Annotated in this window: 13 protein-coding genes; 7 read left to right on the top strand and 6 right to left on the bottom strand. The window is 43.8% G+C overall.

Going from position 1 to position 15886, the window contains the following annotated elements; genetic code table 11:
- The first annotated feature begins 65 nt into the window (after positions 1–65).
- Both BLQ53_RS05010 and BLQ53_RS05005 read left to right on the top strand, forming a co-directional pair.
- On the top strand, positions 66–950 hold the full coding sequence (locus BLQ53_RS05010; RefSeq protein ID WP_093726177.1) for an SDR family NAD(P)-dependent oxidoreductase: 885 nt from the start codon (positions 66–68) through the stop codon (positions 948–950).
- Positions 951–1151: 201 nt separating this feature from the next.
- A complete protein-coding gene (locus BLQ53_RS05005) occupies positions 1152–3491 on the top strand; it encodes a BclA C-terminal domain-containing protein (RefSeq protein WP_280137058.1) in 2340 nt (779 codons plus the stop codon).
- Positions 3492–3522: 31 nt separating this feature from the next.
- Here the strand turns inward: BLQ53_RS05005 and BLQ53_RS05000 are convergent, their stop codons facing one another.
- Positions 3523–3966, bottom strand: coding sequence for a MarR family winged helix-turn-helix transcriptional regulator (locus BLQ53_RS05000; protein ID WP_093726176.1), 444 nt, complete (start codon positions 3964–3966; stop codon positions 3523–3525).
- A gap of 28 nt (positions 3967–3994) precedes the next feature.
- Complete coding sequence (locus tag BLQ53_RS04995) at positions 3995–5203, bottom strand: MFS transporter (RefSeq protein ID WP_093726175.1); 1209 nt, start codon at positions 5201–5203, stop codon at positions 3995–3997.
- A gap of 117 nt (positions 5204–5320) precedes the next feature.
- Between BLQ53_RS04995 and BLQ53_RS04990 the strand changes: the two genes are divergently transcribed.
- The 3 genes from BLQ53_RS04990 to BLQ53_RS04975 all read left to right on the top strand — a co-directional run bounded on the left by BLQ53_RS04990 (position 5321) and on the right by BLQ53_RS04975 (position 7672).
- Complete coding sequence (locus BLQ53_RS04990; RefSeq protein ID WP_093726174.1) at positions 5321–5743, top strand: NUDIX hydrolase; 423 nt, start codon at positions 5321–5323, stop codon at positions 5741–5743.
- A 451-nt stretch (positions 5744–6194) separates the two neighbouring features.
- On the top strand, positions 6195–6647 hold the full coding sequence (locus BLQ53_RS04980) for a flavodoxin (protein WP_425288281.1): 453 nt from the start codon (positions 6195–6197) through the stop codon (positions 6645–6647).
- Entirely contained in the window at positions 6635–7672 is a 1038-nt protein-coding gene (locus BLQ53_RS04975; protein ID WP_093726172.1) for a ribonucleotide-diphosphate reductase subunit beta, read from the top strand. The genes BLQ53_RS04980 and BLQ53_RS04975 overlap by 13 nt, the downstream gene beginning before the upstream one ends.
- A gap of 33 nt (positions 7673–7705) precedes the next feature.
- Here the strand turns inward: BLQ53_RS04975 and licT are convergent, their stop codons facing one another.
- From licT to cudC, 3 genes are all read right to left on the bottom strand, one after another.
- The gene (gene licT, locus BLQ53_RS04970; protein ID WP_093726171.1) at positions 7706–8551 is read right to left on the bottom strand and encodes a BglG family transcription antiterminator LicT; all 846 of its coding nucleotides are present in this window, start codon (positions 8549–8551) and stop codon (positions 7706–7708) included.
- A 288-nt stretch (positions 8552–8839) separates the two neighbouring features.
- Positions 8840–9709, bottom strand: coding sequence for a glycine betaine ABC transporter substrate-binding protein (locus tag BLQ53_RS04965; RefSeq protein WP_093726170.1), 870 nt, complete (start codon positions 9707–9709; stop codon positions 8840–8842).
- A 189-nt stretch (positions 9710–9898) separates the two neighbouring features.
- The gene (gene cudC / locus BLQ53_RS04960; RefSeq protein ID WP_093726169.1) at positions 9899–10450 is read right to left on the bottom strand and encodes a choline uptake/conversion transcriptional regulator CudC; all 552 of its coding nucleotides are present in this window, start codon (positions 10448–10450) and stop codon (positions 9899–9901) included.
- A gap of 273 nt (positions 10451–10723) precedes the next feature.
- On the opposite strand from cudC, the gene betB reads away from it, so the two are divergent.
- Positions 10724–12196, top strand: coding sequence for a betaine-aldehyde dehydrogenase (betB, locus tag BLQ53_RS04955; protein WP_093726168.1), 1473 nt, complete (start codon positions 10724–10726; stop codon positions 12194–12196).
- Between the two features lie 181 nt (positions 12197–12377).
- Positions 12378–14060 (top strand): choline dehydrogenase, encoded by a 1683-nt coding sequence (gene betA, locus BLQ53_RS04950; protein WP_093726167.1) that lies wholly within the window; start codon positions 12378–12380, stop codon positions 14058–14060.
- A 174-nt stretch (positions 14061–14234) separates the two neighbouring features.
- On the opposite strand, the gene BLQ53_RS04945 is transcribed toward betA, so the two are convergent.
- Positions 14235–15578, bottom strand: coding sequence for a DUF5068 domain-containing protein (locus BLQ53_RS04945; RefSeq protein WP_244499258.1), 1344 nt, complete (start codon positions 15576–15578; stop codon positions 14235–14237).
- Positions 15579–15886 lie beyond the last annotated feature (308 nt).

The raw sequence follows: 15886 nt of genomic DNA, 5'->3' as shown, positions 1-15886 counted from the left end.
ATTGTAAAACCTGAAGTGAACTCCATCTTATATACTACTTCCATTCACGAATGGAGGAGAAATAAATGACAGAAGGTAAGAGAAAAATAGCGCTTGTTACAGGGGCAAATAGCGGGATAGGTTTGGAATTGACAAAGAAACTGATTGAAAATGATTGGGAGGTTGTCGCATTAATTCGTTCTGGATTTCCATTAGAAGAACGAGAGCTGCAGCACAAGATCCATCAGCGGGTAATAAGGATTTATCGTACTGACTTATCAGATTTCAAGAAGCTAAAATCTGCTTTGGAACAAATAAAGGAGCAGGAACCGAAGCTTGATGCGCTTTTCAATAATGCTGGAGGCAGTTTTCCAGAGCTGCTTTTTTCCCCGCAAGGACGTGAACTTCATTACGAAGTACAGACAATTGTCCCATATATCATTACGATGGAGCTAATGCCGGTATTAAAAAAGGGTTCGCAGGGGATGGTTATCCAGACAAGTTCTGATGCATTCAGATTCAGAGAATCATTTGTACCCGAGGAATTGGAAAAACCGAAATTAGCCCTCACCCTTTGGACACATGCTTTGGCGCCGGAACTGAAGAAAGAAGGCATCATACTTATTAGTGTTGATCCAGGTAATAACAACACGATGCGAAAAGGCAGAAACGGAGGATTACCGTTATTCATTCAGCCATTCATCCGCTTATTCAGCCCGCATCCGAGCGTAGGGGCAAGCAGATTGTTCGCTGGGTTGGAAAGGTCAACAGAAGATGCTGGGTTGTATATTTCTAAAGGCAAGCCAACAGAGTATAAAATCAAACAGCATGCGTCGCAAGTACTTTTCCAAGTACGAATTGTGCATGAAAAAGAATTTATCAGCTGTAAAAGGATTCAATTAAGACCCTTATTTGTGCGGGTTCTGATTAGGTGCAGCTTTGATTCGGCGGATGAGGAACCAGCCCAATAATGCAACAGTGATAGGGCTGACCAGGAAAACGGGAATCCTCAGCTTTATACTCTTTTAAATTTGGCCTGGTGTTGTACTGTTTTTTCTTCTGCTACGTAGCCGGAGGTGTACTGTATTTAAACCAGATAGCTTTCAGATGGTTCCTTTTATGATAGCAGTAACATATGCTGACTGCAGCGAATAAATCTGGAGGTGCGAAAATTGACTCCTTTGAATAATGGTGATGGATGCAACAGGGGAACCTACTATCCGATGTTTAATGCCAGTGCGACTGGTGAAACCGGTGCTACGGGTTCCACGGGCCCTACAGGTCCAACCGGAGATCAGGGCGTAGGATTGCAAGGTGTCGTACCATTTAATGCGGCAGCCGCCCCTTTTTATCCTGTTTGGCAGATAGTCACATATAACGGTAGCCTTTATATATCGAACGTGCCCTCTCCCGGCGGGATTCCAGATAGCTCACCTGATTATACATTGTTGGCAGCCGCAGGAGCTACGGGCATACCAGGTCCGATTGGTCCCACTGGTGCAACGGGCGCGACAGGCATTGGATTAGGCGGTGTTCTCCCATTTGATCCCGCAGCCGCGCCGTCTTATGAAGCTGGGCAAGCTGTGACTTATAATGGCAGCCTTTACCTTGCCAATAGAGCCGCACCTAGCGGGACTCCAGGCATTTCTGCAGATTATACATTACTTGCCTCTGCAGGAGCGACAGGTTCGACCGGTCCAGCTGGGATAACTGGAAGTACTGGTGCAACAGGCCTGGGTCTGAATGGGGTGGTACCTTTCAATTCTGCTGCCGCGCCGTTTTATCCCGCTGGTCAGTTAGTCAGCTACGAAGGCGGGCTTTATATTACAAATGTTGCTGCACCGAGCGGTATTCCTGGCACATCACCGGACTATAGTCTGCTGCTTTCCGGTATTACAGGAGCGACCGGTCCAGCTGGGATAACTGGAAGTACTGGTCCAACTGGTCTGACAGGAATAACAGGTGAAACCGGTCCAACTGGTCTAGCAGGAGAAACGGGAGCTACCGGTCCAACTGGCTTGGCAGGAGAAACAGGATCTACCGGCCCGACTGGCTTGCAAGGGACGACAGGAATCACCGGCCCAACCGGCTTGGCGGGAGAAACAGGAGCGACTGGTCCGACTGGTTTGACAGGAATAACAGGTGAAACCGGCCCAACTGGTTTAGCAGGAGAAACGGGAGTCACTGGTCCGACTGGTCTAGCCGGAGCAGCAGGGGTCACCGGCCCAACTGGTTTGACAGGAGAAACGGGAGCGACTGGCCTAACTGGTCTAGCCGGAGCAGCAGGGGTCACCGGCCCAACTGGTTTGACAGGAGAAACGGGAGTCACCGGCCCAACTGGTTTGGCAGGAGAAACGGGAGCGACTGGCCTAACTGGTCTAGCAGGAGAAACGGGAGCTGCCGGTCCAACTGGTTTGACAGGAGAAACGGGAGTCACCGGCCCAACTGGTCTGGCAGGAGCAACAGGGATAACTGGTCCAACTGGTCTAGCAGGAGAAACGGGAGTCACTGGCCTAACTGGTCTAGCAGGAGAAACGGGAGCTACTGGTCCAACTGGTTTGACAGGAGAAATGGGAGTCACCGGTCCAACTGGTCTGGCAGGAGCAACAGGGATAACTGGTCCAACTGGCTTGGCAGGAACAACAGGAGTCACCGGTCCAACAGGCATAGCTGGGGAAACAGGAGCCACCGGCCCAACTGGTCTGGCAGGAGCAACAGGGATAACTGGTCCAACTGGCCTGGCAGGAGCAACAGGAATCACCGGCCCAACTGGTCTGGCAGGAGCAACAGGGATAACTGGTCCAACTGGTCCAACTGGTCTGGCAGGAGCAACAGGAATCACCGGTCCAACTGGTTTGACAGGAGAAACGGGAGTCACCGGCCCGACTGGTCTAGCGGGAACAACGGGAGCTACTGGCCCAACTGGTCTGGCAGGAGCAACAGGGATAACTGGTCCAACTGGTCTGGCAGGAGCAACAGGAATCACCGGTCCAACTGGTTTGACAGGATCTACCGGCCCGACTGGCATAACTGGAGAAACGGGAGTCACTGGCCCAACTGGTCTAGCAGGAGCGACAGGGATAACAGGTGCAACGGGCACCGCCGTAACTGACAATTCCATGTTTGCAGCTAACACTATCGGCAGTATAATAGCAGTATTATTAGGCGGTACAAATATCCCGCTTCCTAGTGCGCAGAACTTAGATGGTTTCATTTACAATGGAGGAGCCGCTAACTTCACTGTACCGGCTGCAGGGAGATATTATATCTCTTACCAAATTAACGTCACTGCAGCGCTTCTAATTTCTTCACGGGTAGTAGTAAATGGTGCGCAGGTCGCAGGTTCGGTTGTGAGTCCGGCTGTATCCATTTCAAATTATCTAGGGGAAGTTATTACGAATTTAACTGCAGGTGATACAGTTGCATTACAGTTATTTGGGTTGGTGGGAACTGCTACTCTCAATGGTGGCGGCTCTACTGGAGCATCCCTTACAATTATCCGCTTGAGCTAAAAAGAAGAGGTGTCACCAAATGGCGTCACCTCTATTTCTTCTGTTTACGTATGACTTCATTAATCCGCACCATGGTTTCTGTCATTTGATGCAATTCATCAAGGTCGATTTTGGAATAATACTTATCGATGAGTATCTCATCTAGTTGCTTGAGACTATCCATATACTCCAGGCCTTTGTTTCCAAGAGCCAAAAAGTACTCTCGCTTATTTGTGGGATTGACTTGCTTTGTGATCATTTCCCTTTTTTCCAATTTAGATAACACTTGGCTCACAGCACTTTTGGAGATGCTGAAATCTGCTGCGATATCATTGGCAGTCGTTTGCTTGTTTTTCTGAATATAAGACAGCATGTATTCCTGTTGAACTGTTAAATCCAGTTCATCCAGTTTCTTTGTTTCTTGGGAGATCAAAATGCCAAACTCCTCATACGCTTCATTCATTCTTCGGATAATTTCCTTATAGGAATGATTCATGTGCATCGTTCCTTCCAAAACAGCTTCTTTATTGCATATTACGCCATTTCTTAGCTTTTGCAAATACTAATACCGCCATTAGTAACCCAGTAGCAGCGAACGATGCGAGCAGTATTCGTGTAGAAAAGCCGATGCTCATCAAGGAACTGAACAAGGTTTGGGAAATCGGATCGAATGCAGTGGAAGCCAAGAATACGATACTCATGACCCTCCCCATCATGGCAGGATCTGTTTTTTCCTGTATGATGACATCGGTAGGAATGTACGTAATGAAACCGAAAAATCCAATCATTGCTGCTACTGGAATCAGCCAATGTAAATTTGGAATCTGACTGAAAACCCCAAGTGCTAAGACGCTTGCAATCAGGAAGAAAAGTACTAGTCTTCCTCGATTCTTTTTTAGCGTAAAGAAAAGCAGGAAGATAGTGGCTGCAAGGGAGCCGATAGAGAAACCAGCCTCTAAAAAGCTAAGATCCAGTGCACTGCCGCCGAGTTCTTCCGCAAGAATCGGCAGGCTGAGGAACATCGGACCGAATACAAAGAAATTCACAATGATGATGATGCTTATAGCGGATATATAGATGGAAGAGGATCGCAAATAGCGATAGCCTTCTTTGAATTCCGTAATAAAGGATGTTTTTTCTTTGTATTTATCTGGCTTTGAATCCTTGATGAATGCTGGGAATACGAAGCATGCGCCTATGGCAGTAGCAGCGATGCTGACCGCAAAAGTAGCACTGAAATCATAATAGTGCAGGATGGCGCCTGCGGCAATTGGACCGACCAGATAGAACAGTTCCTGGGAACTGTGAATCAGTGTGTTAGCAGGCTGCAGCTCTTTTTGGGTAACAATGCTGGGAATCAAAGACGAAAGAGCAGGAAAGAAAAATCCATCCAAGCAGCCGATGAAAAATGAAACAACCAGCAATAACGCTATCGTTAGAGAATCATGGGCAAGCCCCCAAAGCAGGATACTGATCAACAGCCCCTGCAGTAATTGGGTGCTGAACAGGATTTTAGATTTCTGGATGCGATCAGCGAGTACACCGCCAATAATCATCGTGATCATACGCGGTATAGAAGCTGCCGCCATGACCAACCCAAGATATTGGGGATGATGTAAAACATCGACGACATACCAGGATACGGTAATCATATACATGGAAAAACTCAAAACCGAGAAAAGTTCCGAGAAAAGGAGACAGCTGAATTGCTTATTTGTGAATAAAGCCTTCATTATAAACACCTCGTTAATTAAGTTAACTAAACTAAACTGTATATACTTCTTTTACTATTGTCAACAGAGTATTATTTATCTGGTATATACTGGAGATGATGGATAAGGGGGATGAAAATGAAGGAAGTACGAGTGGCCTACGCGTTGATTCATAATGAAGAAACTCAGCAAGTTCTTATGGTGCATAACAAAAAGAATGGCAGCTGGACATTACCGGGTGGCTTGGTTGAACAAGGTGAATCGCTTGCTGAAGCTGCGGTGCGGGAGGCAAAGGAAGAAACAGGGTTGGACGTAGAAGTAACGACAATCCTTGCAGTGAATGAGGCAAAGATGCAAGCTAATAACGAGCATGCTACCTTTGTCACATTTAAAGCCAAGCAGATCAGCGAAGAAATTCGGATACAGGATTCGGAAAAAATAGCCGAAGCTGTGTGGATGTCTTACGACGAAGTGGATAAAGTGATGATGTACCATCCAGGAGGAATTAAAAGTCTGCTTGGGGACGGCGTTCCTTATGTGGATGAAGGTGTCGTTATCTGAGTAAACGTGATTTATACGATGAATAAAAGAAAACTGGGAAAATACTTGCTGAAACGATATATATTGTTATTTGCAGTCCTTTTGTGTATTTGGTTATATGAATATTTTGTGCGTGGAGAGGATATAAGTATTGGTTTCGTCCTCATTATTGGTGGGATTTTTTTGTTTTTTGATTCAGTGGCAGTTCTCATAAAGTGGGAATTGAAGAGAATGATCGAAAAATAAAGAGCAGGTTTCTTTTAATCGGCTCTTTTGTGTGCATTTCCTGATTCGGACACATAAAGTTAACAGAATAATACTACATATGCATTTTTTCTATCGTCTTATATCCATATATAGTTTTCTCTGTTAAGATAGAGGGAAGAGAACATCTATCGAATCAACACGCTTTATGATAAAATGATGAACAGACTGGACTGATACGATGGTACTTTCTGATAAAGGAACAGCCATGATGCGAAAATCCCTCCAAACAAAAACATTACTCATTGCATATGCTTCCGTCAGCGGCAACACAGAGGAAGTTGCTGAGATGATTGCGGAAGAACTGACACGTAAGCAGCAGGATATCACACTCTATTGCATCAATGGCAGTGAACCGTTTCCGCATGTGCCGGATTATGATGCGATGCTGATCGGCACGTATACATGGGGTTCCGGCGACACGCCATTTGATGTGAAGGATTTTGTAGCAGATGTAGGGTATAAGCCGAAGAATGTATTTGTCTTTGGTACAGGTGATACGCAGTTCGGTGGTGATGATATGTTTTGTATGGCAGCGGACAAGCTGGCGAAATTCTATCATTCACCATTTGTCCCGCTCAAGATAGAGCAGTCACCAAGGGGATCTCAAGAAGAAGAAGTATTGGAATGGACGAGAGGAGTATTGGAATGGCTAAATTGATGAAGGCTACGGTGCTTGAGCCGAAGCATCCAAATAAATCTACTGCATTATTCAACGGGGAAGCAAGCGGAATCCTCCATTGGGATAATGTTGCATACCCGCATTTCTATGAATTGCGCAAGACGATTCGCGGTCTGTTCTGGACTGCGAATGAAGTGAATATGGTGGCGGATACGAAGCAATTTGCAAATCTATCTGAACAGGAGCGTACAGCATTCCTGAAAATCATTGGTTTGCTTGCGACATTGGACGGTCCGCAAACGGACATCGCCTCCAAAATCGCTGCGTATTCGACAGATCCTAGTGTAAAATCGATCCTGGCAACGATCGCTGACCAGGAAAGCGAGCATAACCACAGCTATACGTATGTATTGGCTTCTGTTACTAATTATGATAACCAGATTGCTTCTTTCAATGAAGGACGCACGGATAAAGTATTGCTTGAGCGCAATGAGCGGATTGCGGCTGTTTACAATGAATTTGCACAAAATCCGACAATCGAGACGGTTCTTAAAGCAATGGTATATTCTACACTATTGGAAGGGTTATTCTTCTACAGCGGATTTGCGTTCTTCTACAATTTGGCGCGCAACCAAAAGATGGTCGGAACATCCACCATGATTTCTTACATCAACCGTGATGAACTGCATCATGGGCGTTTCATCAGTGAATTGTTCCGTGCGACGCTAGCGGAAAATCCGGAGTATAACAACGAGGAATTCATTGAGTGGGTATATGATCAATTCCGTCATTCTGTCGAGCAAGAGACTAGATGGAGCCGTTACGTACTGGAAGGTATTGATGGAATCAACCTGGATGATATGGAAGGCTACGTAAAATATCGTGCCAATAAGATGCTGCGTATGCTTGGGCTAAGTGAAATTTATGAGGGTTATGAAAAGAATCCGATGAAGTGGATCCGTGCTTACACAGATAACTTCAACGGTACAAAATCCGATTTCTTTGAGCAAAAATCTCGTCAGTACACGAAAACTAGTGATTTGAACGGATTTGATGATCTATAAGAACAGCAAAGAGCCAGCCGGACACGGCTGGCTCTAGCTGTATTCCACTTTTTTCTGGACAATCCTGTGAATATGGATTGTCAGATAAAGCAGATCTTCATTCGTAAGCTGCTCCTGGTACATCTTCTGGATATAGGACTGGATTTTTTGGGCACAGGCAAAGGCTCTGCTATAATTGTTCTTCACCATCTCAAATAAACTATTATCTTCTTCCTTCTGATTGCGATGGTTCAGAATCCGCTGAGCAAAGAACTTCAGATGCGTGACAAAACGGTAATAGGCCAGCGACTCCTCATCATATTCAATACCAAAATGGAATTTGACGATATGAAGGACATCCTGGATGAACTTTGTAATGTTAATCATTACGGGCATGTCTTCGTTCATTTGAGCATTGACGATATGAAGGGCGATAAAGCCTGCTTCATCCTCCGGCAGAATGATGCCGACTTTCTCCGCAATAATCGAGAGGGCATGCTGCCCGGTCCGATATTCATCCGGATAGAATCGTTTTGTTTCCCAAAGCAATGCATTCTTTATATCGATACCTTGCTGAAATCGCTCCACAGCGTAGTAGATATGATCAGTCAGGCTAACGTAAATATTGTCATGGATCTTTTTACTTGTATGCTGTTTGGCATAACGGATGATCTCCTCGGATACTTCAACGAAGGAAAGCGGAATTTCAGCTAACAGCTCCATCAGCCGTTTGTTCATTTCCTTATCATCGAGCTTAAATATCTTCTCGATTTTTGAGTCATCCACTTCATCGCCAGCTTTACGGCCAAAGGCAATGCCCCGCCCCATGATGACAAGCTCATGTTCCTGCTCGTCCAAGACGGTGATGACGTTATTATTCAACACTTGCTTGATCTGCATCAGGACCACCTATTCCTTATGAAGGATAAACTATCTAGGTCTATAGTATAGGAAATTGATAACGATTACAATAAACGAAAGCGAGATAAAGTGAAAGTTATATGAGCAAAAAAGTTACTTCCATCGAATCCCCCGAAGCTTTTTCATCTTAAATGACAACACGTGCATGATAAGCTGCTGTGCTAGTACAGCAAACTGCCGATAAAAAATATGCCAATAATAAAAAAAGAAGCGGATCTCTCCATGATAAACGAGAGATCAACCTCTTTATTTCATGCATTTATACCTTTATTTTACCCACTCATTAATCAATTCTTGATTCTCTTCAACCCATTTTTCAGCTCCATCAAGAGGGTCTGCAGAACTTTCTACATAGTCAATAAGCTCGCCAACTTGCTGTTCATCCATCTTCCAATTTTTGAACCACTGACTCACTTCAGGATAATCTTCTTCAAAATCCTGTCTCGTAGCATGATGAATTTTTTCTGCGCCACCGAATGTATTTTGCGGATCTTTCAGGAACTTCAAGTCATATTTGGAGAATGCCCAGTGTGGGCTCCAAAGTGGTGCTACAATCGGTTCTTCCTCTTTTATTGCTTCACCGATTTCGGCCAGCATCGCAGATTCAGAGCTTTTTAGTAATTCAAAATCAAGATTATAATCATTAATCAATTGTTCCGTAACTTCCATTGTACCTGCGCCAGGATCAAAACCAACAATTTGACTATCGAAAAGTTCTTTATGCTCATTTAAGTCTTCTATACTATTAATTTCTTTTAAATAGCTTGGAACAACAAGTCCTACTTTCGCATTGTCATACCAAGTAGCATCCGAGAAATTAACCGTATCTTGATATTGCTTTAAATAATTTGCATCCTGGACTGGCAGCCATACTTCTAAACTAGCATCTAAATCGCCGCTTTTTAATGCTTTCATCGTAACGCCCATGTTCAGATTTTTTAAATCAACTTTATAACCTTTGTCTTCCAAGATTACTTTCCACATATTTGTTACAGCAATATTTTCTGCCCAGTTAACTTGGCCAATCGTTAATTCATTTTCACTGTTTGATTTTCCACTAGGGCTTCCGCATGCAGTCAGTGCGACAATCATTAGAATTGCTGCAAGAAGGCTAAGCCTTTTTTTCCACTCATTCATGTTGCAAAACTCCCTTTTGGTATTTTTGTATATTAATTAAAATATAACCATAGTTAAAAGTGTTAAGAATTTTTTTAACGAAAAAAGCGAAGTAAAACCATCTTTTTATTAAGAAAAGTGAAATATTTATGTAACTGGCAGTCTATAGCTACTGTTTTTCCTATAGACTGCCTGAAAGCTTCTTGTCAATTACTTTTGTTGATCCTTTGGTAAGAAATCAAATATCTGCTCGCTTCTTATACTAGTAACCAAACTTTCCAACCAGTTATAGTACGTCTTGGATTCTTCTAATTGGTCATAGTATTTCTTTGCTTCGGAAACAATATCTGGGGTGCTGGTGGAATCTTTGATGATATCTATGAATTCTTTTTGAGATTCCTCAATTGCTTCCATATTCATATTCACTTCTCGTTCCCACATCTGACAATAAAACCCCATAAAGGAACGGAAGAAATTCTTCTCCGCAATATAAGTATGTTTCCTGGAACCGCGGGTAAATGTTTTTTTCACCATTTTTATTTCTTGGAGCCTGCGAACGCCAGTACTCATACTTGGTTTGCTCATTTCAAGTTCCGTACGCATCTCATCTAGCGTCATCTGTTCTTTAAAGTACATCATTGCATATAAATTTGCAGTAGCTGGTGTTACTCCATATAAATCCATCGTCTCTGCAATGGCGCCAATGACTTTATCTTTCGCTTCTTCTATTTTGGTTTTGGATCTATCAGTAGATTCACTCATAATGCCGCTCCTTCAAGATATAAAGTAAATCACGTTAAATATTTTTTAAATTTTATTTACGGATTATATGTTAACGTACTCAGATTAAATGTCAAATGAAGGTTGTGATCAAATGTTCACTATTCCGATCATTATAACCATTCTCCCCCAGCCTCATTCTGTCAAAAAGCTGTTCTGAATTATTTTGACAGTCCTAAAAAGACATGTTATCGTTTTAAACGTTAAATAAATTTTTAATAAAGTTAATTTTCTTCGGAATTGGAGTTGATAGATATGAATCTTAAACTGCAACAATACATTAATGGCAATTGGGTGAACGCAATCTCGGGAAATACGCGTGAGATCATCAATCCATTTAACCAGGAAATCATTGCTACTGTTCCAGAAGGGGATGAATCGGATACGAGAGCAGCCATCGCTGCAGCAAGAAAAGCATTCGATAGCGGAGAATGGGCATCTGTCCCAGCAATCGAGCGTGGGACTGTCGTAAGGAAAATTGCTGATTTGATTGAAAGAGACAAACAAGAACTTGCTCATTTAGAATCGTTGGATACTGGAAAAACGTTACAAGAGAGTCTTGGAGATATGGATGATATCGCTGATGTGTTTCGCTATTATGGTGAACTTGCCGATAAAGATGGCGGAGAGCTGGTGAATTCTCCAGTCTCCAACTCTATCAGTAAAGTGGTTCACGAACCCGTTGGAGTTTGTGGGCAAATAACACCTTGGAACTATCCTTTACTTCAAGCGTCTTGGAAACTGGCTCCAGCGCTTGCGACTGGAAATACGTTGATCATGAAGCCGAGTGAAATCACACCGCTTACTACTATCAAAGTATTCGAATTAATGGAAGAAGCTGGGTTTCCCGCTGGTGTTGTTAACCTAGTACTTGGGGCAGGCGATACAGTTGGTGCAGAGCTCGCTAATAACACGGACGTGGACCTGATTTCTTTTACAGGCGGTGTGGCTACCGGGAAGAAAATTATGCAAGCAGCAAGCGTTAATGTGAAGAAACTCGCGCTTGAGCTTGGGGGGAAAAATCCGAATATCGTTTTTGCTGATGCAGATTTTGAGATAGCTGTCGATCAAGCATTAAACGGAGTATTCTTCCATGCAGGACAGATTTGTTCTGCGGGTACAAGATTGATCGTGGAAGAAAGCATTCATGATGAGTTTGTCAAAGCGCTAGTGGAACGAGTGAAAAAATTCAAGCTGGGTAGCGGATTTGACGATGATACCCAAATGGGGCCGCTCATTTCAGCAGAACACCTTGCGAAAGTAGAAAAGTATGTAGAGGCAGGAATGGAAGAAGGAGCTACCATAGCAGCTGGCGGTAAGCGTCCAGAAGATCCGGAATTGAAAAAAGGATTTTTCTATTTGCCTACTATTTTCACAGACTGCACTACAGACATGAGGATTGTTCAAGAAGAAGCTTTTGGTCCAATTATCACAGTTGAGAAATTCCGTACCGAAGAAGAAGCGGTTAAGCTTGCCAATGACTCAATTTATGGGCTTGCTGGCGGCGTTTGGACGACAGATAGTGCCAAAGCGGAACGCTGTGTAGCGAAAATGCGCATGGGGACTGTTTGGATCAATGATTTCAACCTTTATTTCCCCCATGCTCCGTGGGGTGGATTTAAGCAGTCTGGGATTGGGCGCGAACTTGGCAGACTGGGGATGGAAGAATATACGGAAACAAAGCATATTTTCCAAAACCTTAATCCTAAACCTATTAACTGGTTCTAAGCCGCCGCCATTCCTGATTTTCAAGAATCGTCAGCAAACATCAATCGAAAGCTCGAGCTTGGGCTACCGCGTTGTTATGAGTGATTTTATACAAACCTAGATCTGATAAATGAAGAAGGGGATCGAACAAAGCTGTTTATTATTGACCCTTCCAAATTTAAAATTCAAGGGGGAACAGAAGATGAGTGAAACATATGATATCGTCATCGTTGGAGGCGGTAGTGCGGGTTCTGTACTCGGCGACCGTCTCAGTGAGGATGGGAAAAAAAGTGTTCTTATTTTAGAGGCGGGACGCAGTGATTATTCATGGGACCTGTTGATTCAAATGCCGGCAGCTTTGCCATTTCCCGCAGGTAAAAGCCTCTATGATTGGAAATACGAATCGGATCCTGAGCCTTATATGAATGGTCGGCGTATCAAGCATGCCCGAGGAAAGGTGCTCGGCGGCTCTAGTTCAATCAACGGTATGATTTATCAACGAGGAAATCCGATGGACTATGAACGCTGGGGAGCCGATGAGGGAATGGAATCATGGGATTTTGCACATTGTCTTCCGTATTTTAAACGCTTAGAAAATGCTTTGGGATCACCAGATGATGATCTACGCGGTCACGATGGGCCTATAAAATTAGAACGCGGACCCGCGAAGAACCCATTATTCCAAGCCTTCTTTGACGCAGGTGTACAGGCTGGTTATTCAAGAACGCCTGATGTGAACGGCTTTCGCCAGGAGGGGTTCGGACCGTTTGATAAGCATGTATACAAAGGGAGGCGGTTGTCAGCTTCACGCGCTTATCTGCATCCGGCGATGAAGCGTGATAACCTGACGGTGAAGACTCGTGCTTTCGTGAAGCACATCAATTTCGAAGGTACTCGGGCCACTGGGTTGACATATCAACGAAACGGGAAGACGCATCACGTTAAAGCAGGGGAAGTCATCCTCTCAGGAGGTGCCATCAACACGCCGCAGCTTCTTCAACTATCAGGTGTTGGTGATGCGGAACACCTTCGCTCACTTGGTATTAAACCGGTAGTCAATCTTCCAGGAGTAGGAGAAAATCTTCAGGATCACCTTGAAGTATATATCCAACACGCATGTCCGCTTCCTGTTTCCGAACAGCCTAGTTTACATAAAGCACGCATGCCTTGGATTGGGTTACAGTGGTTGCTGGCACGAACTGGGCCTGCAGCGACCAATCATTTCGAAGGCGGAGGTTTCGTTCGTTCCAACGAGGATGTTGACTATCCGAATTTGATGTACCACTTCCTTCCTTTAGCGGTACGGTACGATGGACAAAAAGCGCCAACGGATCACGGTTTCCAAGTACATGTGGGACCTATGTACTCTGATGCCCGAGGATCATTGAAGATTCGCTCGAAAGATCCGAAAGAGCATCCAAGCATGGTTTACAACTACCTATCAACTGAACAAGATCGTCGCGAGTGGGTGGAAGCGATAAGAGTCACTCGGAAGATTATGTCCCAACCTGCTATGAAATCCTACAATGCAGGAGAAATTTCTCCCGGTCCAACTGTTCAAACAGACGAGGAAATCTTGGAATGGGTGAAAGAAGATGCTGAAACGGCACTTCATCCGTCTTGTACGGCCAAAATGGGACCAGCTTCAGACCCGATGGCTGTCGTTGATCCGCAAACAATGAAAGTCCATGGGCTGGAGAATGTACGAGTGGTAGATGCATCTGCCATGCCTTATGTTACGAATGGCAATATCCATGCACCTGTATTGATGTTGGCGGAAAAGGCTGCAGACCTCATCCTTGGACGAAAACCACTGGAGCCAATTTATGCCGATTTCTATCGCCATGGAGTTCATCCAGCGGATGCAGGAACTGTAACCAAATAAAGTTTTCCAAGAGAAGGAAGCTGTCAAAATGTAATTGCTCGTGAAGCAGTGCATTAGGATAGTGTTCCTTCTCTTTTTTTTATCCGAGGCGATAAAACACGAAAAACCCGAATGAGGGCACGTATTTTACGTGTCAATCATTCGGGATATAGTTTTAAATCGGTTAGTAGATATTTACTTAAGCTGGAATACTGCTTCTTTTCCTTTGGAAATATCCTCTGCGTCTTCGTTTCTAATCGGACCAAGCTCTATCTCGAAGGATTTATCTTTCCAGAGTTTATCGTATTCTTCTTTATCCAGCACATATACTTGGAGCAATTCACCTGATTCGCCGCTTTTAATTATTTCTGAAACCCTATAGTTGGTCAGCATGCCTTCGTTTAACTGCCACCAGGAGTCATCGACTGTCAACGTCGACCCTAAGCCGCTTAACCCAATATTGTCGTCGGTTTGATTATCCAGCGTGTACTTGACTGTCAGCAAGACTACCCCGTTAAAATCTTCAAAACGTGGCGCTTGCTCCATATTCGGAGTGAACTCGGTAAATTGATACCCTTCTAGCGTTACGGTAGTGTCTCCAAGCTGCTGGCTCTCTCCGATACCTTCCTTTTGATCCAGCATCTTTTTGTCGCCCATATTTTCAAGGGTAGCGGAATCCTCGTAGAAGCCTTCATTGATATCTGTTGAGCTGGTTGTCTCTGATTCAGAGCCAGTGGTTTCGGTTTCTTCTGCACCTATACTGCTGAAATCGATTGAGAACGAACCTTTTCGCCCGATAGCTGTTTTGATATCATCAGGATCGGTTTGCGCTGTTGGCACTTCTATAGTACCTTCACCAGCCGCGATGGCTCCGTATAGATGCGATTCACCGATTGGATACGTATAAGTACCCGTTACAGACTCTCCGGCTTTAAGTAAAAACTCATTATCCGGACTTAGTTTTGTAGGCAGTTGATCTTCTTCCGGAAGGATATTTCTATAGTTGTTGTATTGTTTTGGTGCTCCAGGGATACTCATGTACATAGATGGCATATAATGAACATCTTGGTCGGTGTCATTCGTAATTGTGAATTGAGCCAGGACAACGCCGCCGTTGGTCTCGTCATTAAATGGGATGCTATAATCTGTGTGGAAGTCGTTAAGACCGACAATCGAATATGCATCAAGAGAAGCAGTAACTCCATCCATGTCGTGTGTTTGCGGCTCTAAATTTTCATAAAACACTGTCGCATCGGCAGCTTCTGTAGTTGTTTTCATGTAATCAATCAATTCATTAAAGGTATCATTATCTGAAGAAGTGCTTGTAGTTGATGATTGATCGGCAGATGACTCGGTATCCGCTTCAGTTGTTGTATCTGCTGTGTTATCTTCGCTTGCAGCAGCTTTATCCTCTGATTTACTTTCCTCCGAAGCAGCTGGTTTCTCATCTTTGCTGGCTTCTTTGTTACCCATCCCGCAGCCAGTGATAACGAAGATGGAAAGCATTGCTCCAAGGAGCAGCATTAATTTCTTATTCAATTTTTCATCCTCCATTCAAATCTTATAATTATAAGTTACCATGTTCTATATTCTTACAATATCAGCAAAAAGTAGTAAAAAATCAGATGTTTCCCCCCATTCTTCTGACAGGATGAATAGCATAGTATAAATTAACTAAATACTGGAAGAGTCGGTAATTTAATTACTCCTTTTCCAAGTTGGCATGTCCTGAAATCCTTTCTAACATGCATTAAATCAGGAAACTCAGAATCTCAGCCTGTATTATGATTCCTTTTATAAAGCGGGAATTCCCAACACATAATATGGGAAAAAGTGGTTCATGTGCA

The sequence above is a fragment of the Terribacillus halophilus genome (assembly GCF_900101385.1).
GTDB classification, from domain to species: Bacteria; Bacillota; Bacilli; order Bacillales; family Amphibacillaceae; genus Terribacillus; species Terribacillus halophilus.
Note: the sequence above shows the minus strand (reverse complement) of the source record. Positions and strands in the feature narration are given on the sequence as shown.